The sequence below is a fragment of the Streptomyces sp. NPDC048295 genome, from assembly GCF_040652135.1.
Taxonomy (GTDB): domain Bacteria; phylum Actinomycetota; class Actinomycetes; order Streptomycetales; family Streptomycetaceae; genus Streptomyces.
The window spans coordinates 51,502-75,922 of sequence record NZ_JBEZLL010000025.1 but is presented as its reverse complement, the minus strand read 5'-3'; the positions used below and the strand labels follow the sequence as shown (position 1 = coordinate 75,922).

The 24,421-nt window shown below is 71.8% G+C and carries 22 protein-coding genes; 15 read left to right on the top strand and 7 right to left on the bottom strand.

Features of this window, described 5'->3' with window-relative positions; genetic code table 11:
• Window positions 1-71: 71 nt before the first annotated feature.
• From AB0D53_RS30705 to AB0D53_RS30695, 3 genes are read left to right on the top strand one after another with little or no spacing between them, the layout of a single operon-like run.
• Window positions 72-2,330 (top strand): LamG-like jellyroll fold domain-containing protein, encoded by a 2,259-nt coding sequence (locus tag AB0D53_RS30705; protein WP_362452338.1) that lies wholly within the window; start codon window positions 72-74, stop codon window positions 2,328-2,330.
• Window positions 2,327-3,022: a hypothetical protein gene (locus tag AB0D53_RS30700; RefSeq protein ID WP_362452336.1), complete on the top strand. Its 696-nt coding sequence runs from the start codon at window positions 2,327-2,329 to the stop codon at window positions 3,020-3,022. The genes AB0D53_RS30705 and AB0D53_RS30700 overlap by 4 nt, the downstream gene beginning before the upstream one ends.
• Window positions 3,019-3,846 (top strand): glycosyltransferase family 2 protein, encoded by an 828-nt coding sequence (locus AB0D53_RS30695; RefSeq protein ID WP_329819188.1) that lies wholly within the window; start codon window positions 3,019-3,021, stop codon window positions 3,844-3,846. Before AB0D53_RS30700 ends, AB0D53_RS30695 begins: the two co-directional genes overlap by 4 nt.
• Here the strand turns inward: AB0D53_RS30695 and AB0D53_RS30690 are convergent.
• A complete protein-coding gene (locus tag AB0D53_RS30690) occupies window positions 3,818-5,008 on the bottom strand; it encodes a glycosyltransferase (RefSeq protein WP_362452335.1) in 1,191 nt (396 codons plus the stop codon). The genes AB0D53_RS30695 and AB0D53_RS30690 overlap by 29 nt on opposite strands.
• Window positions 5,009-5,114: 106 nt before the next feature.
• Between AB0D53_RS30690 and AB0D53_RS30685 the strand changes: the two genes are divergently transcribed.
• A complete protein-coding gene (locus tag AB0D53_RS30685; RefSeq protein ID WP_362452334.1) occupies window positions 5,115-6,584 on the top strand; it encodes a hypothetical protein in 1,470 nt (489 codons plus the stop codon).
• Here AB0D53_RS30685 and AB0D53_RS30680 read toward each other — a convergent pair.
• The 3 genes from AB0D53_RS30680 to AB0D53_RS30670 are packed head-to-tail and all read right to left on the bottom strand — an operon-like array spanning window position 6,544 to window position 10,729.
• Window positions 6,544-7,797, bottom strand: a complete 1,254-nt coding sequence (locus tag AB0D53_RS30680; protein WP_362452333.1) for a hypothetical protein — start codon at window positions 7,795-7,797, stop codon at window positions 6,544-6,546. The genes AB0D53_RS30685 and AB0D53_RS30680 overlap by 41 nt on opposite strands.
• A complete protein-coding gene (locus AB0D53_RS30675) occupies window positions 7,794-9,467 on the bottom strand; it encodes a lipopolysaccharide biosynthesis protein (protein WP_362452332.1) in 1,674 nt (557 codons plus the stop codon). The genes AB0D53_RS30680 and AB0D53_RS30675 overlap by 4 nt, the downstream gene beginning before the upstream one ends.
• Entirely contained in the window at window positions 9,464-10,729 is a 1,266-nt protein-coding gene (locus AB0D53_RS30670; protein ID WP_362452330.1) for a glycosyltransferase, read from the bottom strand. Before AB0D53_RS30670 ends, AB0D53_RS30675 begins: the two co-directional genes overlap by 4 nt.
• A 212-nt stretch (window positions 10,730-10,941) precedes the next feature.
• On the opposite strand from AB0D53_RS30670, the gene AB0D53_RS30665 reads away from it, so the two are divergent.
• Window positions 10,942-11,382, top strand: coding sequence for an adenylyltransferase/cytidyltransferase family protein (locus AB0D53_RS30665; RefSeq protein WP_362452329.1), 441 nt, complete (start codon window positions 10,942-10,944; stop codon window positions 11,380-11,382).
• Here the strand turns inward: AB0D53_RS30665 and AB0D53_RS30660 are convergent.
• Window positions 11,357-12,079 carry a CDP-alcohol phosphatidyltransferase family protein gene (locus AB0D53_RS30660; protein ID WP_362452328.1) on the bottom strand — a complete coding sequence of 241 codons (723 nt, stop codon included), beginning with the start codon at window positions 12,077-12,079 and terminating at the stop codon, window positions 11,357-11,359. The genes AB0D53_RS30665 and AB0D53_RS30660 overlap by 26 nt on opposite strands.
• A gap of 108 nt (window positions 12,080-12,187) precedes the next feature.
• The gene (locus AB0D53_RS30655) at window positions 12,188-12,874 is read right to left on the bottom strand and encodes a ribonuclease H (RefSeq protein WP_362452326.1); all 687 of its coding nucleotides are present in this window, start codon (window positions 12,872-12,874) and stop codon (window positions 12,188-12,190) included.
• A gap of 131 nt (window positions 12,875-13,005) precedes the next feature.
• Here AB0D53_RS30655 and AB0D53_RS30650 point away from each other — a divergent pair, with 131 nt between their 5' ends.
• A complete protein-coding gene (locus AB0D53_RS30650) occupies window positions 13,006-13,188 on the top strand; it encodes a DUF6381 family protein (protein ID WP_329819179.1) in 183 nt (60 codons plus the stop codon).
• A 122-nt stretch (window positions 13,189-13,310) separates the two neighbouring features.
• Here the strand turns inward: AB0D53_RS30650 and AB0D53_RS30645 are convergent, their stop codons facing one another.
• Window positions 13,311-13,877, bottom strand: a complete 567-nt coding sequence (locus tag AB0D53_RS30645) for a nucleoside deaminase (RefSeq protein WP_362452325.1) — start codon at window positions 13,875-13,877, stop codon at window positions 13,311-13,313.
• A gap of 107 nt (window positions 13,878-13,984) precedes the next feature.
• Between AB0D53_RS30645 and AB0D53_RS30640 the strand changes: the two genes are divergently transcribed.
• The 9 genes from AB0D53_RS30640 to AB0D53_RS30600 all read left to right on the top strand — a co-directional run bounded on the left by AB0D53_RS30640 (window position 13,985) and on the right by AB0D53_RS30600 (window position 24,406).
• Window positions 13,985-14,962, top strand: a complete 978-nt coding sequence (locus tag AB0D53_RS30640) for an antibiotic biosynthesis monooxygenase (protein WP_362452324.1) — start codon at window positions 13,985-13,987, stop codon at window positions 14,960-14,962.
• Between the two features lie 159 nt (window positions 14,963-15,121).
• Complete coding sequence (locus tag AB0D53_RS30635) at window positions 15,122-16,093, top strand: PmoA family protein (RefSeq protein WP_362452323.1); 972 nt, start codon at window positions 15,122-15,124, stop codon at window positions 16,091-16,093.
• Window positions 16,087-17,052 carry a D-2-hydroxyacid dehydrogenase gene (locus AB0D53_RS30630; protein ID WP_362452322.1) on the top strand — a complete coding sequence of 322 codons (966 nt, stop codon included), beginning with the start codon at window positions 16,087-16,089 and terminating at the stop codon, window positions 17,050-17,052. Before AB0D53_RS30635 ends, AB0D53_RS30630 begins: the two co-directional genes overlap by 7 nt.
• 12 nt (window positions 17,053-17,064) lie before the next feature.
• Window positions 17,065-18,306, top strand: a complete 1,242-nt coding sequence (locus AB0D53_RS30625; RefSeq protein WP_362452321.1) for a mandelate racemase/muconate lactonizing enzyme family protein — start codon at window positions 17,065-17,067, stop codon at window positions 18,304-18,306.
• 87 nt (window positions 18,307-18,393) lie between these two features.
• Window positions 18,394-19,464: a LacI family DNA-binding transcriptional regulator gene (locus tag AB0D53_RS30620; RefSeq protein ID WP_362452320.1), complete on the top strand. Its 1,071-nt coding sequence runs from the start codon at window positions 18,394-18,396 to the stop codon at window positions 19,462-19,464.
• Window positions 19,465-19,640: 176 nt separating this feature from the next.
• Complete coding sequence (locus AB0D53_RS30615) at window positions 19,641-20,813, top strand: GntR family transcriptional regulator (protein WP_362452319.1); 1,173 nt, start codon at window positions 19,641-19,643, stop codon at window positions 20,811-20,813.
• A 14-nt stretch (window positions 20,814-20,827) separates the two neighbouring features.
• Entirely contained in the window at window positions 20,828-22,462 is a 1,635-nt protein-coding gene (locus AB0D53_RS30610; protein WP_362452318.1) for an FAD-dependent oxidoreductase, read from the top strand.
• A 106-nt stretch (window positions 22,463-22,568) separates the two neighbouring features.
• Entirely contained in the window at window positions 22,569-23,672 is a 1,104-nt protein-coding gene (locus AB0D53_RS30605; protein WP_362452317.1) for a Gfo/Idh/MocA family oxidoreductase, read from the top strand.
• The gene (locus AB0D53_RS30600; protein WP_362452316.1) at window positions 23,669-24,406 is read left to right on the top strand and encodes a polysaccharide deacetylase family protein; all 738 of its coding nucleotides are present in this window, start codon (window positions 23,669-23,671) and stop codon (window positions 24,404-24,406) included. The genes AB0D53_RS30605 and AB0D53_RS30600 overlap by 4 nt, the downstream gene beginning before the upstream one ends.
• The last annotated feature ends 15 nt before the right edge of the window (window positions 24,407-24,421 follow it).

The following is a 24,421-nucleotide window of genomic DNA, read 5'->3' as shown; positions in this document are numbered from 1 at the left end:
TCCACCGCACTCCCGGTGGAGCCGTGCGCCGCGACCGGCCGGCCGCGGCTCGTTCTCACCTTCGGAGCTGAATGATGAACGCAACCACGGGGCGCGGACGCCCCGGGCGCGGCCGGGTCCGTGCCGCTGCCGCCGCGCTCTGCCTGCTCGCCGCAGCGCTGACCGCCGCCGCGTCCGGGGGCTCCCCGGCCGAGGCCCTCACCCCGCCGGTCGCCCTGACCGCGGACGACCTCAGCACCTGGCAGACCAACGGAATCGTCTGGTCGATGGCCGGATCGGACGCGGGTGTCGTCTACACCGGCGGCACCTTCTCCACCGTGCGGCCGCCGGGCGCGGCAGCCGGCACCTCGGAACAGCCCGCGGTGAACTTCGCCGCCTTCGACGCGGCGACGGGTGCGCCGACCGGCTGCAGCCTGTCGTTCACCCTCTCCTCCGGCACGGCGACCGTACGGGCCCTGGTGCTCTCGCCGGACCAGAAGACCCTCTACGTGGGCGGGCAGTTCGGCTCGGTGAGCGGCGTCGGGGTGAGCAATATCGCGGCGATCGACACCGCCACCTGCACCCCGCGCCAGGACTTCAAGGTCGCCGTCTCCGCGACGGTGCGGGCCCTGGCCGTCACCGCCGACACCGTGTATCTGGGCGGTGACTTCAATTCGGTGGCCGGACAGACCAGGAAGAAGTTCGCCGCGGTGACCACGGGGGCCGCACTGAAGCCGTGGAAGGCCGACGCCGATGAGGTGGGCCGGGCCGTCGAGCTGACGCCCGACGGCAAGCACGTACTGCTCGGCGGCAATTTCTTCACCGTCAACGGCACCACGTCGCACGCCCTGGCGGTGGTGGACGCCACGACCGGGGCCGTGACCAAGAGCTATCCGGCCGGTTTCATTCCCGACACGTCCACGGTTCAGGACCTGACCACGGACGCCACCGGCTTCTACACCGCCAACGAGGGCACCGGAGGAGGTGTCTTCGACGGCCGGATCGCGCTGAACCTGAGCAACTTCGAACAGCGCTGGCGGGACACCTGCCTCGGTGCCACCCAGGCCGTCCTCGTGCACAAGGGCGTGCTGTACAGCGGGAGCCACGCCCATGACTGCGCCACCATGGGCGAGTTCCCGAACCAGCCGCGCAAGCATCTGCTGGCCCAGTCCGTCGACGATCCCGCACTGCTCCCGTGGTTCCCGGACACCAACGACGGGATCGGGGAGCCGGTGGGGCCACGGGTGATGACCCAGACCGACAAGGGCGGCCGCCACTACCTGTGGGTCGGCGGCGAGTTCACCACCGTCAACGGCGTGGCCCAGCAGGGCCTGACCCGGTTCGCCGACGGCCCCGACACCGGGGCTCCGTGGGTGCCCAACGTCAGCCTCTCGACCGTCGCCGCGGGCAAGGTGGAGGTCAACTGGCAGACGAGCTTCGACACCGACGACGGCGACCTCACCTACCGGATCTACCGGGACGGCGCCAGCACCCCGGTGTACACCACGACGGCTCGCTCCATGTTCTGGGACCGGCCGCAGCTGAGGTGGACCGACACGGACGTGGCCGCGGGCGAGACCCACTCGTACCGGATCAGCGCGAGTGACGGCACCAACACCAGTGCCAAGTCGGCCGCCGTCTCCGCGACCGTGGCATCCGCGGCCCAGAAGTACCCCGCCAAGGTGCTCGCGGACGGTGCCTCGCTCTACTGGCGGTACGACGACCCCGCCACCTTCGCGGGCGACACCGGCGGCGTGCGGGACAACGGCTTCGTGCGCAACTCCCCCACCCGGCTGCTGACCCCGGCCGCCGTCGCGGGTCCCTCGACCGCGATCGGGCTCAACGGCTCGAACCAGTACGTCTACAGCAACAAGCGCCATCCGCAGCCGACCACGTTCTCTGTGGAGACCTGGATCAGAACGACGACGGCCAAGGGCGGGAAGATCATCGGCTTCGGCAGTCTGACCATGCAGAACAGCACCCAGTACGACAAGCACGTGTACATGCGCGACGACGGCCGGCTCGTCTTCGGGGTGAAGAGCGGCAGCGCCCGGACCATCACCACACCCACCGCCTACAACAACGGCGCCTGGCACCACGTCGTCGCCACACAGGGCACCGGTGGCATGGCCCTGTACGTCGACGGGAAGCTCAGTGCCTCGACCACCCTGTACACCGGCAACGAGAAGTACGACGGCTACTGGCGGGTGGGCGGGGACAATCTGAACGGCTGGCCCAGCAGGCCGACGAGCGACTTCTTCGCCGGGCAGATCGACGAGACCGCCGTCTACCCGACCGCGCTGAGCAGCGCGCAGGTCAGTGCCCACTACGCGCTGAGGACAGCCGGATGAGGCATCCGTTCCGGGCCGGTGCCGCCGTCGTCGCACTGACGGCGGCACTGGCCGCCTGCGGCTCGGCCTCCGGCGGCGACACCGGGGCGAGCGGCGCCGGACCGTCGGCGGTGCGGGCCCCGGTCACCGCCCCGTCGGCCGGGCCCGGCACCGCCGCGCCCGGTGACTCCCCGGCGCCGCGCACGAGCGAGCCGCCGAAGCTTCCCTCCGATGAACTCACCCCGGCCACGGGATCGTTCACCCGGAAGCAGAAGGAGTATCTGGCCGACCGGGTGCCCCGGGGCATGGACCCGGCGGCCGTGCTCCAGACCGGTCAGGAGACCTGCGACCGGCTGCGGTTCCTGGTGAAGGCCGACCGGGACGTGGCGGTCGGCGCGATCGTGACCGGTGAGATCGCCGATGCCGAACCGGCCGTCGAGCACCTCTGCACCCGGCACCGGGACCTGCTGCGGGAGGCCGCCCTGGGGTACGCGGACGGCACGTACGAGGGCGAACGGCTCCGGCCGGGCCGCTACCGTGACGTGTCCCCCACCGGGCACTGCACCTGGCGGATCACCGGGGCCGACGGCAAGGCCCTGTCATCCGGCTCCGCCTCCGCCGGGAAGCGGGCCTCGGTCACCGTCCCCCGCGAGGCCCGCGCCTTCACCTCCACAGGCTGCTACGCCTGGCTGCCGGAAGGAGACCGTGGATGAGCAGGCTGCCGATAGCCGTGGTGATCCCCACGAAGAACGAGGGGCTCAACATCGCCGAGGCGGTGAAGTCGGTGCTCGGACATTTCGAGGCGGTCGTCGTGGTCGACTCGCACAGCACGGACGACACGGCGAAGATCGCCGAGGACTGCGGGGCCGAGGTGGTCACGTACACCTGGGACGGCGGCCATCCGCGCAAGAAGCAGTGGTGTCTGGACCACGTCCGCACGGATCTGGACTGGATCCTGCTGCTCGACGGGGACGAGCGGATCGGTCCCGGCCTGCTGGCCGAACTGCGGCAGATCTTCGCCGATCCCGGGGCGCCGAAGCCCGCCGCGTACGACATCCCGCTCGGCTACTGGTTCTCCGGGAAGCGGCTGCGGCACGGGTACACCATCCGCAAGCGGTCGCTGACCGACCGGACCCGCTGCCGGTATCCGGAGGTGGGGGATCTCGACGCGCCGGGAATCGGTGAGGTCGAGGGCCACTACCAGCCGGTCGCCGAGTCGGTCCGGTCGCTCCGCAATCCGATCGAGCACCAGGATCTCGACCCGGTCACCGCCTGGTTCGAGCGGCACAACCGCTACTCGGACTGGGAGGCGTGGCTGGAGCACCATCCCGAGGTCAAGGAGCAGGTGCGAAGGGTGAAGTCCCGCCAGGGACAGCTGTTCCACAAGGCGCCGTTCAAGCCGCTGGTGTCGTTCGCGTACATGTACGTGTACCGGCGGGGGTTCCTCGACGGGCGGGCGGGCTTCGACTTCGCGCTGGCGATGAGCTTCTACCGCTGGCAGATCGCGCTCAAGTCCCGTGAGGGGAAGATGACGTGAGCCCGTGGACCCTCCTGCGGACCACGTCCTCGTAGGTCCGCCGGAGGGTCGCGGTCACGGCGTCGATGGTGAAGTCCTCGTTGACCAGTCCCCAAGCCGCCCCGCCTGCCTTGGAGTTGACCTCGGGATGGAGGAGGTCCAGGACGGCGGCGGCGACCTTGTGCGCGTTCTTCCGGTCCTCGCCGACCCGGCTGTCGACGACCCGGCCCGCGCCCGCGCGCGCCACGTCGGGGGCGAGTCCGCAGGTGCGGGTGATGACCACGGGGGTACCGACCGACATCGCTTCGAGGACGGACACACCCAGGGGTTCCTCGATCGACGGCAGCACATACACATCGGCCCGCCGCCCCGCCGCCAGGACCTCCTCGTGGCCGAGCGGGCCGACATGGTCGAGCGAACCCATCACCCCCAGTTCACTGGCGAGTTCGAGGGTCGCGGCCAGCGCGCCGGTGTCGGGGCCGGCCAGCACGAAGCGGGCGTCCGGGTGCTCGGCCAGGACCGCGGGCATCGCGGCGACGAAGTCCTCCGGGCGCTTGCGCTCCTGGATCCGGGCGAGGAAGAGGACCGTGGGCGGCCGCCCCGGCTCACGGGCGGGCTTGAACTCCTGCGGACGTACGCCGTTGACGAGCCGTACGGTGCGGGTCAGCGGGACCGGTGCGGCGACCGCGTTCACATCGAGGCGCTCGGTCTCGGTGAGGTGCAGTACGGCGTCGGCCCCGCGCAGCACCCGGCGCACCCCCAGCAGATCGGTCAGCCGGGCGACCCGGTTCTCGGTGGGGTCCACCATGCCGTGGGTCTGGAGGACCAGGGGGGTGCCGGAGGCCAGTGCGAGCAGCGCGGCGGGCAGTGTCACCAGGTCGCGCATCAGATGGACGTGGACGATGTCGGCGCCGCGCATCATGCGGCGCGCGGCGAGCAGGAGCGCGCCGGAGGTGATCCCACTGACCTCGAACGCCGGGAGCAGATGGCGGGCCCGGAAGAGATGGGCCGGAACTCCCTCGACCCGGCGCGGGAGGGGGCCCTCGAATCCGTCGCCGAGCGCCATGATCCTGGCGTCGTCGCCGGCGGCCTGTTGGACCTTCGACAGGTTGAGCGCCACCCTGGTCGGGCCGCCGAACGCATGGTCCGGGGTGTGCAGTGTGACGACGTGCAGGATCTTCACCAGGGTCCCCCTCGACCTCGGCCGGCCTTTTACAGACTAGTCATCCAAACCCCCCAAGTGGGTTGATTCGTTAGAGTGTTCACCGGTCCACGGGAACGGGGAGCACATGACGTCCGTGCACGAGGCGGCGCCGCCGGCGAAGCCCATGTCATGGGCGATGCTCTCGCGCGCCCTGGCCGTACCCCTCATCCTCGCCCTGGTGTGTTTCCTGCCCGCGGTGATCGCCGCACAGCCGGGCACGGGCGTCCGGGACACCGCGTACTGGCTCCAGCTGGTGCTGACCTGTTATGCGGGGACCCGGCTCGCGACGATGGTCCTCTCCACCCGGCGGCGGCTGCTCCAGGGCGTCTTCTGGATGTTCGTGTACATCGCGATGGGGGTGGCGCCGTTCGCCCAGGCCGTGATCGGGCAGACGCCCACGCCGATGGTCGGTCCGCGGTCGGATCTGGTGACGGCCGTGGCGCTGATCCTGGTGGGCTGTGCCGCGTTCGACCTGGGGGCACTGCTGGCGTCCCGGCGGCCGCTGCGGCGGCGGGACGCCGCACGTTCCGGGACCGGTCCGGCCGTCGCGCACCGGATGCGGCTCAGGCTGCTGGTGCTGCTGGCCTTCGCGGCGAGCGGCTACTACATCGTGAAGCTCGGCGGGCCCGCCGTCTTCTTCACCAGCCGCCAGGAGATCAGCGCCTCGGTCGCGGCCAGCGGGGTGGTGTCGGGCCGGTCCAATGTGGGTTCGGCGTTCCTCAAGGGCTTCGGTACCGTGCCCGCGCTGCTCGCACTGCTCTTCTACACCCGCCGCCTCGTGACCTCGCGCAGGGCCCGGCGCTCCCCGTCGACGGTGCTGGTCCAGGCCGGACTGATCGGCCTCAACGCGATCGTCAACAACCCGGTGTCCAACGCCCGTTACTGGTTCCTGACGGTGCTGGTCTCACTGCTGTTCACCGCGTTCCCGAGCAGCGCCGCGATGTACCGCTCGGTGCTGGCCGCGGGGGTGGTCGGGGCGCTGGTGCTGTTCCCGTACGCGGACCGGTTCCGTTACGACGGTGCCGGGTACCGGCCGGTGGAGTCCTCGTCGGTCTTCGAGCCGCTGGCCACCAAGGACTACGACCAGACGGTGATGTTCGCCAACACCATCACCTGGGTGGACACCCGTGGCCACACCTATGGGCGTCAACTGGCGGGCTCCGCGCTCTTCTTCGTGCCGCGGTCGGTGTGGAGCGGCAAACCTGAGGACACAGGGGTGCGCGTCGGTCAGTGGATGGGGATGAGCATGACCAACCTGTCGGCGCCGCTGTGGACGGAACTCTGGGTGGACTTCGGAGCGCCGGGCATGGCCGGTGCCTTCTTGCTGATCGGGTACGCCGCCGCCCGCGCCGACCGGCGGTACGCGCGGGCCGTCTCACGGGACGGTCCGGGGCCCGGCAGTGTGCTGGCCGTCACCGTGCCGCTGATCGCCGGGTACACCTTCATTCTGCTGCGCGGGCCACTGCTGCAGGCGGCGGGGAAGCCGGCCGTCGCGGCGCTCTGTCTGCTGCTGGTCACAAGTTTCCGGAGCCGGGCCGGGCGGCATCCGCACTGAGCGGCGGCCGCTCGACGGCGGTGCGGCGCAGCAGCCCGGCCACCCTGGTCCAGGTGGCCACCGCCTTGCACACGGACCCCAGGCACAGGCCCCAGGCGGCGCCCGGGACCCCGCCGAGCAGGTAGCCGCCGATGAGGAAGGCGACGGCGGCGAGCGAGAAGACCACCTGGACCGAGAGGGTGGTACGCGGGTCCAGGATGCGCAGGGCCAGCAGTCCGCAGGTGCCGACGGCCATCGCCGCGTACTGGCTGCCGGTCGCCGGGAGCAGGGCGGCGGCGGTGGGCCAGGTGTCGCCGAGCAGGTGGTGTCCGACCGGGCCGGGCAGCAGGGCCAGTGCGGTGGCCCAGGCGGCCGCGGCGGCCGCCAGGACGGCTGCGAGCGTCGCGGCGGCCCGTACCCTGCGCCGTTCGCCGTCGAGTCCTCCCAGCAGGGGCGGGCCGAAGCCGGTGGCCGAGGTGTACAGCACGTTCAGCGGTCCGAAGAGGGTGGTCGCACCGCGCAGGGCGCCGACCACCAAGGGGTTGCCGATCGTGCCGAGCCCGAGCACGGAGAGCTGGCCGGTGGCGTTGCCGACCGCGAACTCCACCACGAAGCGCCGCCCCAGATGGCCTCGGCTCAGCAGCGCCTTCAGCCGCAGAGGTGTACCGGCCACCCTGCGGTGCAGCAGGACGGCCGACAGCAGCAGGGCCGGCAGGGCGGAGAGCCCCCAGACGGTGACCAGTCCGGCGGCCGGGGCACCGTGCTGCTGCGCGGCCAGCGCGCCCAGTACACAGACCAGTCGGAGCGTGTCGCCCGCCAGCGCCAGGTGCGGCAGATGCAGGGTGGAGAACGCGTACCGCATGGTGTCCTGGCCCAGGACGACCGGCAGGACGAGTCCCAGGGCCATGAGGGCCCGCGCGGTGGCTCCCGGAAGCACGGAACAGACTCCGGCCAGCAGTGCGCCGAGCACCGCGGCCGCGATCAGGGTGAAGGCGACCGCCGACCGGCAGGCGCCGCGCACCTCTTCGCTGCCGCCGCGCCGCAGCACGAGCGGCTGCCCGGTGTAGGCGCCGGACACGCCCAGCAGCACCGTGAAGACGAGGTAGACCGCGGAGAAGCGGGCGAAGTCGGCCACGGTGGAGAGCCGGGCGGCCGTCACCAGTACCAGGATGTTGGTGAGTGCGGTCACGCCCTGGTCCGCGACCGAGCAGACGATCGCGGCCCGTGCCCTCATCTGTGTCCGGCGGCGGAGTCGAAGGGCCGCAGCCCCAGCGTCTCGCCGGGGTCACCGGCGTACTCCGGCCCGCCTCCCCCACTGCCCCGGCCGGGCCGCCCGCCACGCGTGCGGCGCTTGGCCGCCTTCTTCAGGGCCCGGTGCTCGTGGCGGCTGCGGCCGGGATGCAGCAGGGCGCCGAGCACGGTGCCGCCCGCCGCTCCGATGATCTCCCGGATCCGCTCCAGGTCGCTGCGGTGGACCTCGCGCGGGTCGCAGACCACCACGACGCCCTCCACCCGGTCGATCAGTGCGACGGCGTCGGCGTACGAGAGCACGGGCGGGGCCAGCACGATGACGACGGTGTCGGCCCGGTCGCTCGCGGCGACGATCACCCCGACGGGTGCCGAGGTCAGGGCTCGCGGCACGTTGTCCGTGCGGCGGCCCGCTATCAGGGTGAAGGCTCCCGACCCGGGTACGTCGACGTTCATCCGGCTCTCCGACGGCCAGGCCCGTTCGCCCCTGTTCGCCCAGCCGGGCCGGGATCCCTGCACCGCCGGGCCCAGGTCCCCGGCCAGCGCGGGAGTGCGCAGATCGGCCTCCACCAGGATGACGTCACGTCCCATCTCCGCGAAGGCCGCGGCGAGGTTGGCCGCTGCGGCGGCCGCCCCCGTGCCGTCCCCGCGCGGGGCCGTGACCAGAAGCCGGCGGCGCTGGGCGAACGAGGGATCGTAGGCGAGCCGGAAGGCCACCGCGCGGTACTCCTCGGCGAGCCGGCTGCCGCTCCGCCCGATGGCCAGCAGTGTGCCGGCGGAGGCCCGTTCCCTGGGCAGGGTGCCGAGCAGGGGCGCGCCGAGCGAACGGACCAGTTCCCGGTTCGAGCGTACGGCCGGGTCGAAGACGAGGCGTACCCACGACAGGAGCAGTCCCAGGGCGAGGCCGACGGCGCCGCCGAGCCCCAGCAGCAGGGGGAGCCCTGCGCCGGTGGGCCCGCTCGGTGCGACGGGCTTCTTCGTCAGGTATCCGGGCGTGGTGTCCAGTGCGCGCAACTCGGAGATCTTGCGGCTGAGTTCGGAGATCGCGACCACGAGGTTGGCCCGTGCGCCGGCCACGTCGTCGCTTCCGGCGGCCTGCTCCGTCAGCTGGTCGCGCTGTGCGGTGAGCGGGCTCAGCTGGGCACGGTAGCCCTCGACCATGTTGGCGATGCTGTTCTCGGTGCGCTGCCGGCGAATCTCCAGATAGGCGTCGGCCAGGGCCTGGGCCCGTTCCCTCGCCAGTGCCGGGGTCCGGCCGGTGTAGGCGAAGCGGAGCACGAGGGTGTTCGGCGGGTTGGTGACCTGGAGGCCGGACAGCAGCGGCCCGACCTCCACCTGGTCCCCCTGTCTGGCCAGGGTGGTGACGGCCAGGGTGCCCACGGTGTCGCTGACGGCGGTCTGCCGCTCCGAGCCGATGTTGATGCCCTTGTCCGCGGAGGCTCCGGCGGCGAAGGGGTCCGAGGCGGCGGAACGTACGACGACCTCGCCCGTCGAGGTGTAGCTCTCCTCGCCGCTCAGGGCGAGCCAGCCGCCGCCGAGGAGCCCGACGGCCACGCCGCAGGCGAGCAGAGCCCGGTAGCGCAGGAGCTGGCGGAACTGGTCCCTCAGCAGCGCGGGTTCGTCCTGGTCCTCCAGGGCGCGGATCGGCTGGTTCATCGACGTGGTCTCCCTTGTGTGTCCGCGAGGACCTCGGTGAGCAGGGCGTCGAAGCGGGCCAGACCCGCCTCGCGGCTCAGGTGCCGTGCGACGTACTGCGGCCCGTTGGCCCCGAGCGCGTCCGCCCCGGCCGGTGCCTCGATGAGCTTGCGTACGGCCGACAGCAGGGCGGCGGGGTCCTCCGGGGCGACGAGCAGCCCGGCGCCGGACCGTTGGACCTCCTGTGCGGTGCCTCCCCCGGCGGCGACCGAGGCCACCACGGGCCGCCCCGAGACGAAATAGGAGGTGAGCTTCGACGGGACGCTCATGTCGAGTACGGATGCCCGCTGCGTCACCGCGAGTACGTCGGCGGCGGCGAGGACGTCCGTGAACTCGGCCGCGTCGGCCGGGGGCAGGATGTCCAGGTTGCGCAGGCCCGCGGCGCGCCCCCGCAGTGCCTCGCGCTGGTTCCCGTCACCCATGAGCACCACGCGTATCGACGGGGCGAGCCGGGCCGCGTCGACGAGGACCTCCAGCCCCTGCTTGAGCCCCATGTTCCCGGAGTGCAGGACCACCGGGGTGCCCTCGTCCCAGCCCAGCCGCGCCCGCGTGCCGGCCCGGTCGGCCGAAGACGCCTGCACATGGGACCAGTTGGGGACGGTACGGATGCGCCCCGGGTCCACTCCGTATGCGGTGACGCGGTCCACGAAGCTCTCGTGGATGACGCCGACGAGGGCCGCGGAGCGCAGCGCGTACCGTTCGGCGGCCGAGGCGGCGGCCGCCGCCCTGGCGCCGCCCCGGATGCCGCTCTGCGCGGCGGCGGCGCCCATCAGGTCCTGCACGACCGGTATGTACGGGACGCGGTGGCGGGCGGCCAGCCGGGCACCGATGACACCCCCGGCGAGGCTGGGAATCTGGGAGACCACCGCGTCCGGCGGGCGCGAGGCGGGCGGCGACAGCAGGCCGTGCGCGAGCACGGTCGCCTCGAACACGGCTCTGCGCAGGGCGCTCTGACGGGGTGGCACATAGTGTCTTCGCCGGTGCACGGTGACCCCGGCCCGCTGCTCGGCGACCCGCCACACCCCCCGGTACGCCGGGTCGGTCCGCCAGGAGGGATAGTGCGGCATTCCGGTCAGTACGTGTGTGTCGGCCCCGGCCGCAGCCCAGTGCTCGGCGAGCTGCGCGGCGTACGGGCCGATGCCCGTCACCTCCGGTGCGTAGTTCGTCGAGACCACCAGCAGGGTGCGGTCCTCGAACGGCTTGTGACACTCGGCATCGGACATGGACGCCCGCCTTCCCCCCGGAACGATCTGTCTTCCCCCAAGGAACAGCCCCAAAAGCGAGCTTATCCGTTCACGTGATGCGCAAGTGGCCTTCACAGTAAGGTCGTTGCACCATCAACACCGATACCGATATCCCACCGCACCGGATGCCATGTCCGGACAACTTCCGTGTGGGACACGGGCATCGCGTTCACCGTGGGGGGAGAGAACGGATGGCGCACAGGGTCGGCTACGCGCCGGGAGTCTACGACCTGTTCCATGTGGGGCACCTCAACATCCTGCGGCATGCCCGCAGTCAGTGCGACTACCTCGTCGCCGGGGTTGTCTCGGACGAGATGGCCGCGCTCGCCAAGGGGCACCGGCCGGTGATCCCGCTGCCGGAGCGGCTGGAGATCGTGCGCAGCGTGCGCTACGTGGACGCCGCGTTCGTCGAGACGGTGCCCGACAAGGTCGAGACCTGGCAGCAGGTGAGGTTCGACGTGATCTTCAAGGGGGACGACTGGCGGGACACGGAACGGGGAAAACGGCTGGAACGCGACTTCGCCGAGGTCGGTGTGGAGGTCGTCTACTTCCCGTACACCGTGCACACGTCCAGCACCCAGCTGCGCCGGGTGCTGGACACACTCGTCAGTCCGCAGTCCGGAGCGCTCTGAGTTCCCTGAACCACTTGGTGAGGAACACCGCCAGGAACAGCGTGTGCACGAGTGCGAGGGCCGCGTAGCCGATGCGGAAAGCGGTGGGGGCGCCGAGCAGCAGGAACACCAGACAGAAGACTCCGTAGTCGGCGGGCAGCAGCGCGACGGCCCGCAGCCGCGAGACCGGGGCGGCGCCGGGAGCGGGCCGGGCGGGCCCCTTCCCCAGCTGTTCGCGCAGCAGCCCCGCGCAGAAGGTCAGCACGGCCGCGAACAGGAATCCCAGCGGCAGGAGCAGCCAGGCCTCGCCGGGCAGTGGGAAGAATCGCCGGAACGAGATCAGCACGGCGATGTGCACGAGGATCATCTTGGCGCAGTCCACGACATGGTCCAGCCACTCACCGTCCGGACCGCCCCGGCCGGTGAGCCGGGCCAGTTGCCCATCGGCCGAGTCGAGGGCGAAGCCGATGGCGAGACCGGCGTACACCGCGACCGCGAGCCCGGGGGACGGGCGGACGAGGGCCACCGATGCGATGGCGGCGAAGGTGAAGGCCGCGCTGATCGACGTGACGTGGTTGGGCGTCAGTCCCATGCGGTACGCACCGGCCGCGAACAACCGGCCGGCCGGGCGGTTCACGTACCGCGAGTACAGCGACACCCCCTTGGCCGTCTTCTGCGCGCCGCGCAGCTCACGAAGAACCGTGCCCGTGCTTCCCATCCGCCCCCCAGCGTCCGCCGTTGCCGTCGGAGCCGCATCATGGCACGCGGGCCCGGTCCCGCGTGGCCACTCGCCCGCTCCGGCCGGCCACGGCGGTGACGCCGCGTGTCAGGCGGGTGCGGTGCGGCACTCAGGGTGACCCCAGCCGTTGGGGTTCTTGGCGATCATCTCCTGTGCCGCGTAGGGCTTTCCGCAGTGGCAGCGGCCGGCGAACCTGGCCCGGATGGTTCCACCGGAGCGGGCCGATCCCCCGGCCTTCTTCGTCGGCGTGGCGCTCCGTCGGCCCTCGGTCGCGCGGGCCGGAGCGGGCGCCGGCAACTCCGTGGCGCCGTGCGCGGTCCCGGCCGGCCGCTGGGCCACCGCGGCCTCACTGGCCGCCTGGTCGGCGAGCGCGTTGAGCGGGTCGCCGTCCACCTGGTGCGCGGGAACGTAGGTGAAGCGTACGGACCGTCCGGTCAGCAGGGCGTCGATGGCGACCACGAGCTCACGGTTGGCCACCGGCTTCCCCGCCGAGGTCTTCCAGCCGTTGCGCTTCCATCCCGGCAGCCACTTCGTGACCGCGTTCATCGCGTACTGCGAGTCCATCCGCACCTCGACCGGAACGGACGGGTCCGTCGACTCCAACAGCTGCCGCAGCGCGGTGAGTTCGGCGACATTATTGGTGGCGGTACCCAGCGGTCCCGCCTCCCAGCGCTCGGGCCGCCCCCGCGAGTCGGCCACGACCCATGCCCAGGCAGCGGGCCCCGGATTGCCCTTGGACGCCCCGTCACACGCGGCGATGATGCTTTCGTTCATGCCCCCGATCATGCCAGCGTCGCGGCACCCCACAGGAGGCCGTGACTCAGAGTGACGATTCGAGGTGCGGCGGTGCGACGGCGCTGGTTCTCTGATGGAGCCCGCTCTTCCCAACCGCACAAGGAGCGATGATGAGCGTTGCACGTGAATCCGGTGACCGTGCGCAGCAGCTGCGCGAGAAGGCCCGGCACATGACCGAGGCCGCCGAGCGCACCACCGACCCTGAGCAGCGCCAGCGGCTCCAGGAGAAGGCGCGGAAGCTTCAGGAGCAGTGCGACCAGCTGGGCGGCGGCGGCATCCGCCCGCCCAAGTAGCACCCGCCTCACGCCAACGGCCGACGTCTTGCCGCTCTTCCATGAGTGTGCGGCAAGCCGTCGGCCGCTGTGCGGGAGCGGCTCCTTCGCCGCCCCCGTACCCCCGGCCCTCGGCCGCTGTTTCAGTAGGGGTGTTTGTTCGCCCGGTCCGCCCATGCCTGGTAGGACGTGGCTCCCAGCTCGGGATGGATCTGTTCGAGTGTGATGCTGCGCCGGTCCGGCGGTCTGGCGAAGTCCTCGTACTGGAAGGCGTCGTCGAAGCCGATCTCCTGGGTCGCCTTCCAGTCACAGCTGTAGTAGACGGTGCCGATGCGGGCCCAGTAGATGGCGCTCATGCACATCGGGCACGGGGCCCCGCTCGTGTAGATCGTGCATCCCTGCAGCATCCGGGCACGCTCCGGAACGGAGTCCTGCGAACCCTCCGGGCGAGGCACCAGTCTGAGCGTGTACCGGTCCTGGTACGCCTCGCAGATGCTGGGCGCCTCGGGATTGAGGAGCTGAATGGCCTTGCGGATGGCTTCGACCTCGCCGTGGGCGGTCGGATCGGCGGTGAGCAGCACGCGATTCTGTCCGCGAGCGATGATCTCGCCGTCCTTGGTGATCACCGCACCGAACGGCCCTCCCCAGCCCTGCTCGACGGACTCGGTGGCCAGCCGCACGGCTTCGGCCATGAATTCCTTGTGCGCCATCGCGAAACCCCACTTCGTCCGGCGCCCGCCTCCCGGCGCGACCGCCTTCCGGGGACTAACATTTCCCTATTTGTCCGACAACTCCCTTTAGAACTAGACTACTCCGTATGAGTACCCGTGCAAGCCCCGACCCCGAGGGCAGCGGCAACGGCAGCGCCACGGTCGTGATCTCCCAGAGAGTCCGGGCCGGCCGGAACGACGACTACCGGCGGTGGCAGGAGAAGACCAACGAAGCCGTACGGGGCTTCGACGGGTTCCAGGGGACGGAGATGTACTCACCGGCCTCCGGCGACGAGAACGACTGGGTCGTCGTATTCCGTTTCTCCCGGATCGAGCAGCTCACCCACTGGCTGGAGTCACCGGCGCGTCGGCAACTTCTCGACGAGGGCCACCCCCTGTTCGACGGGCCCGCCACGCAGGAGGTGCTCTCCGGCGGGACGCCGGCCGACGACGTCGTCACGGCCGTCGTCTCGCACGACGTGCGGCCGGGGCACGAACGGGACTTCCTGAGCTGGCAGGACAAGATCCTCAAGGAGCAGGAGAAGCAACCGGGTTTCATGGGGTCCGAGCTGTTCAGGCCGGTGAAGGGCATCCAGGACCGCTGGGTGGTGGCCTTCCGCTTCGACACCCGGCAGCATCTGGAGGCATGGCTCGACTCCGATGCCCGCAGGCGGCTCATCGAGGAAGGGCACGGCCACTTCGACTCCTACGACGTGCACAGGATCGGCTCGGCGTTCGGCGGCTGGTTCCGATTCGGTTCCGGCACGCAGGAGGGGGTCCCGCCCAACTGGAAACAGGCCATGTCCGTGGTGCTGGCGCTGTATCCGACGGTGATGGTCCTGGGACTGACGGCGGGCGACTGGTTCAAGGACCTGGGGGTGCCCGGATACATCGGACTGTTCCTCAGCAACGTACTGAGCGTCAGCATCCTGACCTGGCTGCTGATGCCTCTGGTCAACCGGGTGCTCGCGTTCTGGCTGCTGCCCGACCGCGCGCGGTCCGTCCGTGTCCATGTGGCCGGGGCCGCCGTGGTGGCGGTGTGCTACCTGGTGATCATCACGGTCTTCGGCCTGACCACCGGTTGATCCCCCTGCACCCCGGCCACCGGCCGACTCCGGCGCACGATCACATCGGCCCTTCCGTTCCAGAGCCACCCCGAGCACACGCGGGTCCCGTTGTTGACGCGCCTCCAGTGAAGGCCCTAGGTTGCGGTAAGCGCTTTCCAGCCCCAGGAGACTCGGGACATGAGCAGTCCACTGCGCATCACGCACGCCCTCGGGGACCGGATCACGGTCACGGAGGAACGCGGCGGAATCGATCTGATCAGCTACGCCTACCGCCCGGAGGCGGCCTGGGAGGCTCCCAAACCGTATATCCACCCCATGCGCACCCTGACGGACAACGTTGTCACCGACTATCGCCCCAACGACCATCGCTGGCACAAGGGCCTCCAGATGACGGCCTCCCACCTCTCCGGGCAGAACCTCTGGGGCGGCAACACCTATGTACACGGCCAGGACTACCGGCCGCTGCCCGACCGGGTCGGATCGATGGCACACCTCGGCTTCGACGAGGTCGCGGCGGACGCCGGCCGCGCGGTCGTCGCGGAGCGGCTGAGCTGGCGCCACAACGACGGCACGCACTGGGCGGACGAGCTGCGCCGCGTCGAACTGCACGACGTCGAGCACGACGTACACACCGGCCCCGGCTCCGGCACCACGGGCGCGAACACCGGCGGCAGCTGGTCACTGACCTGGTCCAGTGCGATCACCAACCGGCGCACCGAACCGCTGCTCTTCGGGAGCCCGACGACCCACGGCCGGAAGGCGGCCGGCTACACCGGCCTCTTCTGGCGCGGGCCGCGCGCCTTCCGTGGCGGGCGGATCCTCGGCCCGGACGGGGAGGGCCCGGAGCTGATGGGCACACAGGCGCCCTGGCTGGCCTACAGCGGCGAACACGACGGCGCCGACGGTCACGCCACACTGATCTTCCAGCACGCCCCGGAGAACGATCACTCCGGTGCGGGCGGCACCCACCCGGCCCACTGGTTCGTCCGCGACGAGCCCTTCGCCGCGGTCGCCCCCTCCTTCGCGTTCCACGAGGAGCTGGAGCTCGCCCCGGGCGACACGCTGGCCCGGCGCTACCGGGTCACCGTCGCGGACGGGACGTGGGACCGGGAGCGGATCACCGCGTACCTCGCGGAGCACCCGTGGTGAACCCGGCGACGGACGGCACCGGCCTGTACGTGGAGCTGCCGCTCGGCGACGCCGACCGCGGCCGTCTGCGTGAACTCGGCCCCGGGCCCGTCTGGTTCGCCGAGCCGGGGACCTCGTCGGAGGCCGATGCCCGCGCACTCGCCGGTGCAGGCGCGGCGCTCGGCAATCCGAGAGCGGCCTGGGTGGCGAACGCGCCCCGGCTGCGGTGGCTGCAGCTCGCCTCGGTCGGGATCGACGGCTATCTCGGCCTGGACTGGCCGGTCCTCGGCCGCCGACTGACCGTCACCAGCCTGGGTGACCTCTTCGCCGACCCGGTCGCGCAGTCGTGCCTGGCGGGGCTCCTCGCACTCCATCGCGGGATCGACCGGCTCTCCGGGCTGCGGGCCGAGGGCAGGTGGGCGAAGTCCGCCGTGCGCCCCCGGCTGCGACTGCTGACCGGGGCCCGGGTCCTGGTGCTGGGCCGCGGGTCCATCGCCCGGCGGTTCGCCGAGCTGACCGGCCCGTTCGGCTGCACCGTCTCGTATTTCGCACGCGGCTCCGGCGACATCCGCACCCTGACCGAGCTCGATGAGCGGCTGCCGGACTTCGACGTGGTGGTGGGGCTGCTGCCCGGGACACCCGGAACAAGCGGACTGCTCGATGCCCGGCGGCTGGCCCGGATGCGGCCGGGGGCCGTTCTGGTCAACGCCGGCCGCGGATCGCTGGTGGACGAGGAGGCCCTGGTGTCCGAGCTGTCCTCCGGGCGACTCGGCGGAGCGGTGCTGGACGTCACCGCCGAGGAGCCGCTGCCCGCCGGTCACCCGCTGTGGACCTGCCCCGGGGTCGTCCTCACCCAGCACACCGCGGGTGGTTCGACGGACGAGAGCGCCCGGGTCATCGACCTGTTCACCGACAACTGGCACCGGTTCCGGGCCGGTTCACCGCTGCGCAATCCCGTGCAGTGGTCCAGAGGATTCTGAGGACGCGACGTCATGTCCCCACCACCTTCCGAGCACATCGGCGCACATCTCGACGACGGTGTGCGCATCGCAGCGATCCGGCCGGTGCTGCTCAGCGCCCCCTACGCGGACCCGGACAATCTGGAGGTGCGCCTGGCGCTGCCGACGGGGTGGCGCACGACCGGTCTGGTGCAAGTCACCCTGGACGACGGCACGACCGGTCTCGGTGAGGGCTATCTCGCCGTCTTCGCGCCGCAGGTCTTCGTGTCGACGGTCGACCTGATCGCCCCCTGCCTGGTCGGCCGTCCGGCCGGGGACCTGGCGGGGCGGTACCGGGACATGGTGCTCGTGACGGGCTACTGGAGCCTTCAGGGAGCGGCCCGCCATGTCGTCTCCGCCGTGGAGGCGGCCCTGGTCGACGCCCTCGGGAAGCGGGCGGGCGTGCCCGCGTACGAGTTGCTGGGCGGCCGTCGCACGGACCGGATCCGGCTGTACGCCAGCGGCGGCGACTCGGCCTCCCCGTCGGCGATGAGCGCCGAGACCGCCGCCGTGGCGGCCCTGGGCATCGACACCTTCAAGATCAGGGCACGGGCCCACGAGGCGGGCAAGGCGGTGTGGACTCTGGAGCACGCGGCAACGCACGGCATCGGCGTCGCCATAGACATGGCGCAGAATCTCGAGGACCCCGGCCAGTCGGTCGCGGACACGGTGGCGTTCCTCGACGTGGTCAGGTCCGGCACCCGTTGGCCGGTGCGCTTCCTGGAGGAGCCGCTCGGGCCCGCGCGGACCGCCGGCTACCCCGCTCTGCGGCGATCGGCCGGCTGTCCGGTGGCGGGAGGGGAGACCGTCACCACCGCGCAGGAGCTGCTGACACGCATGGCATCGGGGTACTACGACATGGTGCAGCCGGACGCAACGGTCGTCGGAGGCCTGCGCCAGACGCTGGCCGTCTTCGCGGGCGCGGCGGAGCACGGCGTCGAGGCGGTCGTGCACTGCTGGGGCAGTGCCGTGTGCCAGGCGGCCAACTACCACGCGGCCTTCACCGGCGGCGGCCGGCTGGCCGAGTGGCCGATGCCGCGCTATCCGCTGCGGTCGGAGCTGCTGGTCGAGCCGTTCCGCCTGGAGGACGGTTGCCTGCTCGCTCCGCAGGCCCCGGGGCTCGGTGTCCGGCTCACTCCGGAGACCGAACGGCGGTACGCCTTCCGGGAGGATGCCGTCTACCGCTGTGCGACCACGGCGCCGCCGGCCGTGCCGGGACGGTGGCGCACGGGCTGACCCCGGCGGCGGGAGGGCGGTCCCGATGGCGGGTTTCCTCTGCCTTGCACAATGGGAAAACGCTTTCAGTGCGGCTATCGTAGCCCTATGCAGAGCCAGGTCAATCGACGTTCCGCCCGCCCCCGCCCGTCGTCCGCCGTGACGCTCCAGCAGGTCGCGCAGGACGCCGGGGTCTCGCTCGCCACGGCTTCGCGCGTCCTCAGCGACAGCGACCGCAACGTCACCCAGGAGCTGCAGGAGCGCGTCCTGGAGGCGGCCGCCCGGCTCCGCTACGTCTCCAACGCGCCGGCCCGCGCGCTCGTGCAGTCCACCACCTCGATCGTCGGCCTGGTCGTGCACGATGTGAACGACGCCTACTACTCCGCCATCGCGGCCGGTGTCATGGAGGTCGCCCGTGACCACAAGCTCCTGGTGATGCTGGCCGGCACCTTCCACGAACCCGGACTCCAGGCGGAGTACGTGGCCCGGCTGCGCGCGCAGCGGGCCCGCGCCGTGATCCTCGCCGGGTCGGGCTTCACCGGCGGGAGTCCCGCGCTCGCCCAGGAGCTGGAGGCCTTCGCGGCACAGGGCGGCCGGGTGACCGCTGTCGCGCACCAGGGCCTTCCGGTGGACACGATCGTGCCGGGCAACCGCGAGGGCGGCCGGGCCGTCGCCGAGCACCTCGCCGGGCTGGGACACACCGAGATCGGTGTCATCTGCGGACCGCTGGCGCTGGTCTCCGTGCAGGACCGGCTGAACGGCTTCCTGGAACGGGCCGCCGAGCTGGGCGTCGTGGTGGCGGAACACCACCGGGTCGAGGCCGACTTCACCCGGGACGGCGGGCGGGCCGCAGCGGTGCGGCTGTTCCGCAGGTCGCCGGGGATCACGGCGTTGTTCGCGCTCAACGACGCCATGGCGCTGGGTGCGCTCGCGGCTCTCCGGGACGATCTCGGCAGGGGCGTCCCCTCCGATGTCTCCGTCGTCGGCTTCGACGATCTGCCGGTGGCCTGTGACGTCACGCCCGCGCTGACCACCGTACGGCTGCCGCTGGAGGAGATCGGCCGCCGGGCGCTGCTGCTGGCGCTCGGCGATGCCACGGCTTCGCCGCGCACGCTCGATGTGCCGTCACGTCTGGTGGTCCGGGCCAGCACCACACCTCCGCCCCGCACGACCGGCTGAAACCCCGGGGTCCTTCGTCCGGAGCACCGGGTTGACGCATCAAGGCGACACACCCGCGGCTTGATGCGCTAATTCGACGATCCTTTCCCCGCAACCCTCTTGAAATAATGCGTTAATCCCCACCACACTGACATCAGCGTCGATTGACGCGTCAAATCCGAGGGGGTGATGGCTGGATGAGTGCGTCAGGGCCCAAGTACCAGCGCATCAAGGATGAGTTGCGGGCCGAGGTCGCGCGCGACGAGTACGAGGCCGGTACTCCGTTCATCACGCAGAACCAGTTGCGCGAGCGCTTCGGAGTCAGCTCCACCACCGCCGTTCGGGCGCTCAACGACCTTGTCTCAGAAGGGCTGTTGGTGCGCCGTCGGGGCCGGGGGACCTTCGTCGCCGACCCCGGCGACCGGACCGCGGAGCCGGTCGTGGCCCACCGGGCCGGTGTGATCGCCTGCATCATCAGCGGCCAGGGGCCCTACCAGTCGGAGGTGCTGCGCGGGATCGAATCCGGCTGCTCGGAGCGCGGGCTGCGGCTGTTCTTCTCGGACTCCGCCGTCCATATGACCGACACCGGGCACGCCGACGAGGCTGCGTCGCTGGCCCGCCAGGACCAGGCGCTGCGCCAGGCCCTCGCGGACCGGGTCGACGGCATCATCCTGTACCCCGTCGAGAGCCCGCCGGACGCCGATGTCCTCGACGAGCTCAGGCGCCTGCGCATCCCGATGGTTCTGGTCGACCGGTACTTCCCGGACCACGCCATCGACGCGGTCACTGCCGACAACTACCACGTCGGCTACCGGCTCACCGAGCACCTGCTGGCCGACGGCCACGAGCGGATAGCGACGCTCTGGGGCGAGACGCGGTGCACCAGCGTCCACGACCGGATGACCGGGCACAAACAGGCGCTGCGCGCCCATGACCAGCCCCTGCTCCCCCAGTTGACCGCGCTCCGCTCGTACACCGCGCTGCCCGGGGACGAGCGCAGGCAGCTGCTGGCCGAGCTGCTCGGCTCTCCCGAGCCGCCGACGGCCCTGCTCTGCGCCCACGGTTTCGCGGTCGCCACCGCCGCCGCCGATCTGGCCTCGCTCGGCATCGCCGTACCCGACGAGATCGTGCTGGCGGGCATGGACGACGCCGGCCCCTACGATCTGCTGCCGCTCACCAGCTTCGCCGCGCGGCTGCCCGCCAGGGAGATCGGTGGCCGGGCGGTCGAACAGCTGGTCACCCGGATCGCGGAGCGCACGGCGGGCGAGGACCCGTACCGCAGCGCCGAGCAGATCGTGCTCCCCGTCCGGATCAGGACCCGCGAGTCCGTTCCGGTCCGGCTCCGTACCGTCGCCGCCCGCCGGCCCTGAGGGAGGAGACTCCTGTGTTCGCCGCCCCCACCCCCCGTACCCGCGAACTCGGGACCGATGTCCTGGTGGTCGGTGCCGGTCTCGGTGGTCTCGCCACCGCGCTGACCGCCGCCCGGTTCGGACACCGCGTCGTGCTCACCGAGGCGACCGACTGGCCCGGTGGCCTGTTCACCGCGCAGGCCGTGCCGCTCGCCGACGGCCACCGCATCGAACTGGACCCCGTCTCCCCCGGATACCGCGATCTGCGTGAGCGGATACGTGACTTCTACCGGCGCAACTACCCGCTGTGCCCCGAGCCGTTCGCGGATCCGCTGCTCGACCCCGGCCTCAGCACCACCGGCCATCTCAGCCACGAGCCGCGCGCCGCGCTCGCGGTCGTCCAGGAGCTCCTCACCCCGCACCTCGCCTCGGGCCGGCTCACCCTGCTGCTCCGCCACCGCCCGGTCGCGGCCCTGACGGACGGGGACCGGGTCACCTCGGTCACCCTGGAGGCGGCGGACGGCGAACCGCTGACGGTCAGCGCCCCCTATGTCGTCGACGCGACCGATCTGGGCGAGCTGCTCGGCCTCGCGGGCGTCGAGCACGTCACCGGCGCCGAGTCCCGCGAGGAGACCGGCGAGCCGCACGCGCCCGCCGTCGCCGATCCGCTCGACCAGCAGCCGGTCTCCTGGGTCTTCGCCCTGGACCACCGCCCCGGCGAGGACCACACCGTCGACCGCCCGGCAGGCTACGACCGGTGGTCCGGGGCCTTCTCCTGGGACACCGCGGAACCGGGCGGCGGCCCGTCCCGCTCCGTACCGCTGTTCCTGCACGAGCCGGACGACGTCCCGCACTGGGCCGCACCGCCCAACGACCGCTGGCACCGGCTGCGGGCGCTCGCCCGCAGCCGGTATCTGCCCGGAACGTTCGACAGCGACATCACCCTGGTCGACTGGGAGCAGACCGCCTACGCGAGGCTGCCGCTCGCCGGTTCCGGCGAGGAGGTACGGGCCTGCGCCGAGCGGGAGGCGCGCGAGCAGGCCCTGTCGTTCCTGTACTGGATGCAGACGAGCGCGCCGCGGCACGACGGCGGCCAGGGCTACCCCGAGCTGCGGCTGCGGCCCGACACCACAGGCACCGACGACGGCTTCGCCAAGGCCGTGCACGTACGCGAATCCCGGCGCATCCGGGCCGAGTTCACCCTGCTGGAGCACCATCTGACCGTCGCGGCACGGACCGGGGCACCGGGTGCCGAGACCTTCACCGACAGTGTGGGCACCCTGCGCTCCCGGATCACCCTGCACCCGGGAACCGGGGGCGGTGCCGGGCTCGATCTGGAGTGCCTGCCGTTCCAGCTGCCGCTGGGCTCGCTGCTGCCCGTACGGGTGGAGAATCTGCTCCCGGCCGGGCGGAACATCGGCGCCACGCATCTCAGCGCACCCGCGCTCGGCGGGCACGCGGGCCAGTGGAGCATCGGTGAGGCCGTCGGCGCACTGGTCTCGTACTGCCTGGAGCACCGGCTGCCGCCGCGTGCGGTCCGCGGGAGCGAGCAGCGGCTCGCCTCCTTCCAGGACCGGCTGGGCACCGCGCTCGGCCTCGCCCTCGACTGGCCGGACCGGCTCCGCACCGGGCCCGTGACCAGTGCCGGGGCTCTCTACGCCACCCTCTGACCCGAACCACGGCCCTTCCTTCGGGAAGGGCATTTTCCCGACGTGCTGGAAAACGCTTACCAATACCGGCGGCTCACGCCCTCAGCCTGGACGGCCCCCTGTGACTGTGACTCCCTGTCGTGTACTGCTCGTCGGCGCGGGCAACATCGCCCGTGCCGTCCATATGCCGGCGTTCCTCGAACTCCCCGCGGACTTCGCGGTGGTGGGCGCCGTCGACGCCGATCCCGCGGCCGCCCGCTCCTTCGCCGCCGACTTCGCGCTCCCCCATCACTCCACCGATCTCGCCGCCTCGCTGGGCGAGGTCGGTCCCGATCTCGTCGTCGTCGCCTCGCCGCCCGTCGCCCACCGGGAACAGGTCGTCGCGGCTCTGGCTGCCGGGGCGTGGGTGTGGTGCGAGAAGCCGCCCGCGCTCAGTCTGGCGGAGTACGACGCCATGACCGCCGCCGAGGGCGAGCACGGTCCGTACGCCCCGATCGTCTTCCAGCACCGGTTCGGCTCGGGCGCCGAGCACGCCAAGGCGCTCATCGCCTCCGGGGAGCTGGGGGCGCCGCTGGTCGCCCACTGCCAGACCACCTGGTACCGCGACGACGCCTACTACGCGGTTCCCTGGCGCGGGAAGTGGGCGACCGAGGGCGCGGGCCCCGCCATGGGGCTCGGCATCCACCAGATCGACCTGATGCTCGAACTGCTCGGCGACTGGGCGGAGATCCGGGCCATGGCGGGCCGGCTGGCCCGTGACGTCGAGACCGACGACGTCACCACCGCCACCGTGCGCTTCGCCTCGGGAGCGCTGGCCACCGTGGTCAACAGCGCACTCTCGCCGCGCCAGCTGAGCCATCTGCGGATCGATCTGCGGGACGCCACCATCGAGCTGAACCATCTCTACGGCTACGGGAACGGCGACTGGACCTACACCCCGGCCCCCGGAGTCGCCCCCGGCCGGGCGGAGGCGTGGAACTCCCCGGCCGAGGACGTCCCGAGCTCGCACAGCGCCCAGCTCCGCTCCCTGCTGGCCGACATGCGGGCGGGCCGGCGGCCCAGGGCCAGCGCCGGGGACGGCCGCCGCTCGCTGGAGCTGATCACCGCCATGTACAAGGCGGCGCTCACCGGCCGTCCGGTGTCGGCCGGCGAGATCGTCCCGGGCGACCCCTTCTACACGGCACTGCACGGCTCCGTCCCCGGCTGGGCGCCGCAGGAGTCCGGGCGATGACCGACCGTCCCGGGGCCCGTCCGGACGGTGGTGCCGAGCGTGCCCTGCTGCTCACCTTCGACGATCGGCATGTGCGCGAGTGGACGGCGGCCGCACCGCTGTTCACCGCGTACGGCGCGCGTGTCACCTTCTTCGTCTGCGAGCCGGACCGGCTCGACCGGGACGAGGTGCGGATGCTGCGCGGGCTCGCGGACGACGGCCACACCATCGGCTGCCACGGCCTGCGGCACGAGCGCGCGCCCGAGTTCGTCGCCGCGCACGGGGCGGGCGCCTATCTCGACCGGGAGGTGGTGCCCGCCCTCGACGGACTGCGCCGCCTCGGCTTCCCGTCGCGCAGCTTCGCCTACCCGTGCAGCGCCCGCGACGAGCACACCGACCGGCTGCTCCTCACACTCTTCGAGCGGCTGCGCGGCGGAGTACCCGTCGCCCGCCGCGCCGATCCCTCCCTCGCGGCCGAACTGCACGTCCCGGCCGGGGACATCTCCGCCCGGCGGGTCCTGCCGGGCTGCTCGGTGGACTCCGGACGCGGGACCGTCGCGTACGGGGACGACCTGACCGGAGTCGAGGCGGCACTGCGCCGCACCGCCGAACACGGCGGTGCGACCACGCTCTACGCCCACTCGGTCGCCGACGCCCACGAGGCCAACCATGTGACCCCGGCCCGGCTGGAGAGGCTGCTGGCCCTGGCCGACGGGATGGCGCTGCCCTGCGTGGGCTTCGACGAACTCCCGTGAACCACTACCGCTTCG

What these genes read in the sequence shown, in the direction of transcription:
- AB0D53_RS30705 (WP_362452338.1), top strand. Translation starts at nt 72, where the DNA reads ATGATGAACGCAACCACGGGGCGCGGACGCCCCGGGCGCGGCCGGGTC.
- AB0D53_RS30700 (WP_362452336.1), top strand. Translation starts at nt 2,327, where the DNA reads ATGAGGCATCCGTTCCGGGCCGGTGCCGCCGTCGTCGCACTGACGGCG.
- AB0D53_RS30695 (WP_329819188.1), top strand. Translation starts at nt 3,019, where the DNA reads ATGAGCAGGCTGCCGATAGCCGTGGTGATCCCCACGAAGAACGAGGGG.
- AB0D53_RS30685 (WP_362452334.1), top strand. Translation starts at nt 5,115, where the DNA reads ATGACGTCCGTGCACGAGGCGGCGCCGCCGGCGAAGCCCATGTCATGG.
- AB0D53_RS30680 (WP_362452333.1), bottom strand. Translation starts at nt 7,797, where the DNA reads ATGAGGGCACGGGCCGCGATCGTCTGCTCGGTCGCGGACCAGGGCGTG.
- AB0D53_RS30675 (WP_362452332.1), bottom strand. Translation starts at nt 9,467, where the DNA reads ATGAACCAGCCGATCCGCGCCCTGGAGGACCAGGACGAACCCGCGCTG.
- AB0D53_RS30670 (WP_362452330.1), bottom strand. Translation starts at nt 10,729, where the DNA reads ATGTCCGATGCCGAGTGTCACAAGCCGTTCGAGGACCGCACCCTGCTG.
- AB0D53_RS30665 (WP_362452329.1), top strand. Translation starts at nt 10,942, where the DNA reads ATGGCGCACAGGGTCGGCTACGCGCCGGGAGTCTACGACCTGTTCCAT.
- AB0D53_RS30660 (WP_362452328.1), bottom strand. Translation starts at nt 12,079, where the DNA reads ATGGGAAGCACGGGCACGGTTCTTCGTGAGCTGCGCGGCGCGCAGAAG.
- AB0D53_RS30655 (WP_362452326.1), bottom strand. Translation starts at nt 12,874, where the DNA reads ATGAACGAAAGCATCATCGCCGCGTGTGACGGGGCGTCCAAGGGCAAT.
- AB0D53_RS30650 (WP_329819179.1), top strand. Translation starts at nt 13,006, where the DNA reads ATGAGCGTTGCACGTGAATCCGGTGACCGTGCGCAGCAGCTGCGCGAG.
- AB0D53_RS30645 (WP_362452325.1), bottom strand. Translation starts at nt 13,877, where the DNA reads ATGGCGCACAAGGAATTCATGGCCGAAGCCGTGCGGCTGGCCACCGAG.
- AB0D53_RS30640 (WP_362452324.1), top strand. Translation starts at nt 13,985, where the DNA reads ATGAGTACCCGTGCAAGCCCCGACCCCGAGGGCAGCGGCAACGGCAGC.
- AB0D53_RS30635 (WP_362452323.1), top strand. Translation starts at nt 15,122, where the DNA reads ATGAGCAGTCCACTGCGCATCACGCACGCCCTCGGGGACCGGATCACG.
- AB0D53_RS30625 (WP_362452321.1), top strand. Translation starts at nt 17,065, where the DNA reads ATGTCCCCACCACCTTCCGAGCACATCGGCGCACATCTCGACGACGGT.
- AB0D53_RS30620 (WP_362452320.1), top strand. Translation starts at nt 18,394, where the DNA reads ATGCAGAGCCAGGTCAATCGACGTTCCGCCCGCCCCCGCCCGTCGTCC.
- AB0D53_RS30615 (WP_362452319.1), top strand. Translation starts at nt 19,641, where the DNA reads ATGAGTGCGTCAGGGCCCAAGTACCAGCGCATCAAGGATGAGTTGCGG.
- AB0D53_RS30600 (WP_362452316.1), top strand. Translation starts at nt 23,669, where the DNA reads ATGACCGACCGTCCCGGGGCCCGTCCGGACGGTGGTGCCGAGCGTGCC.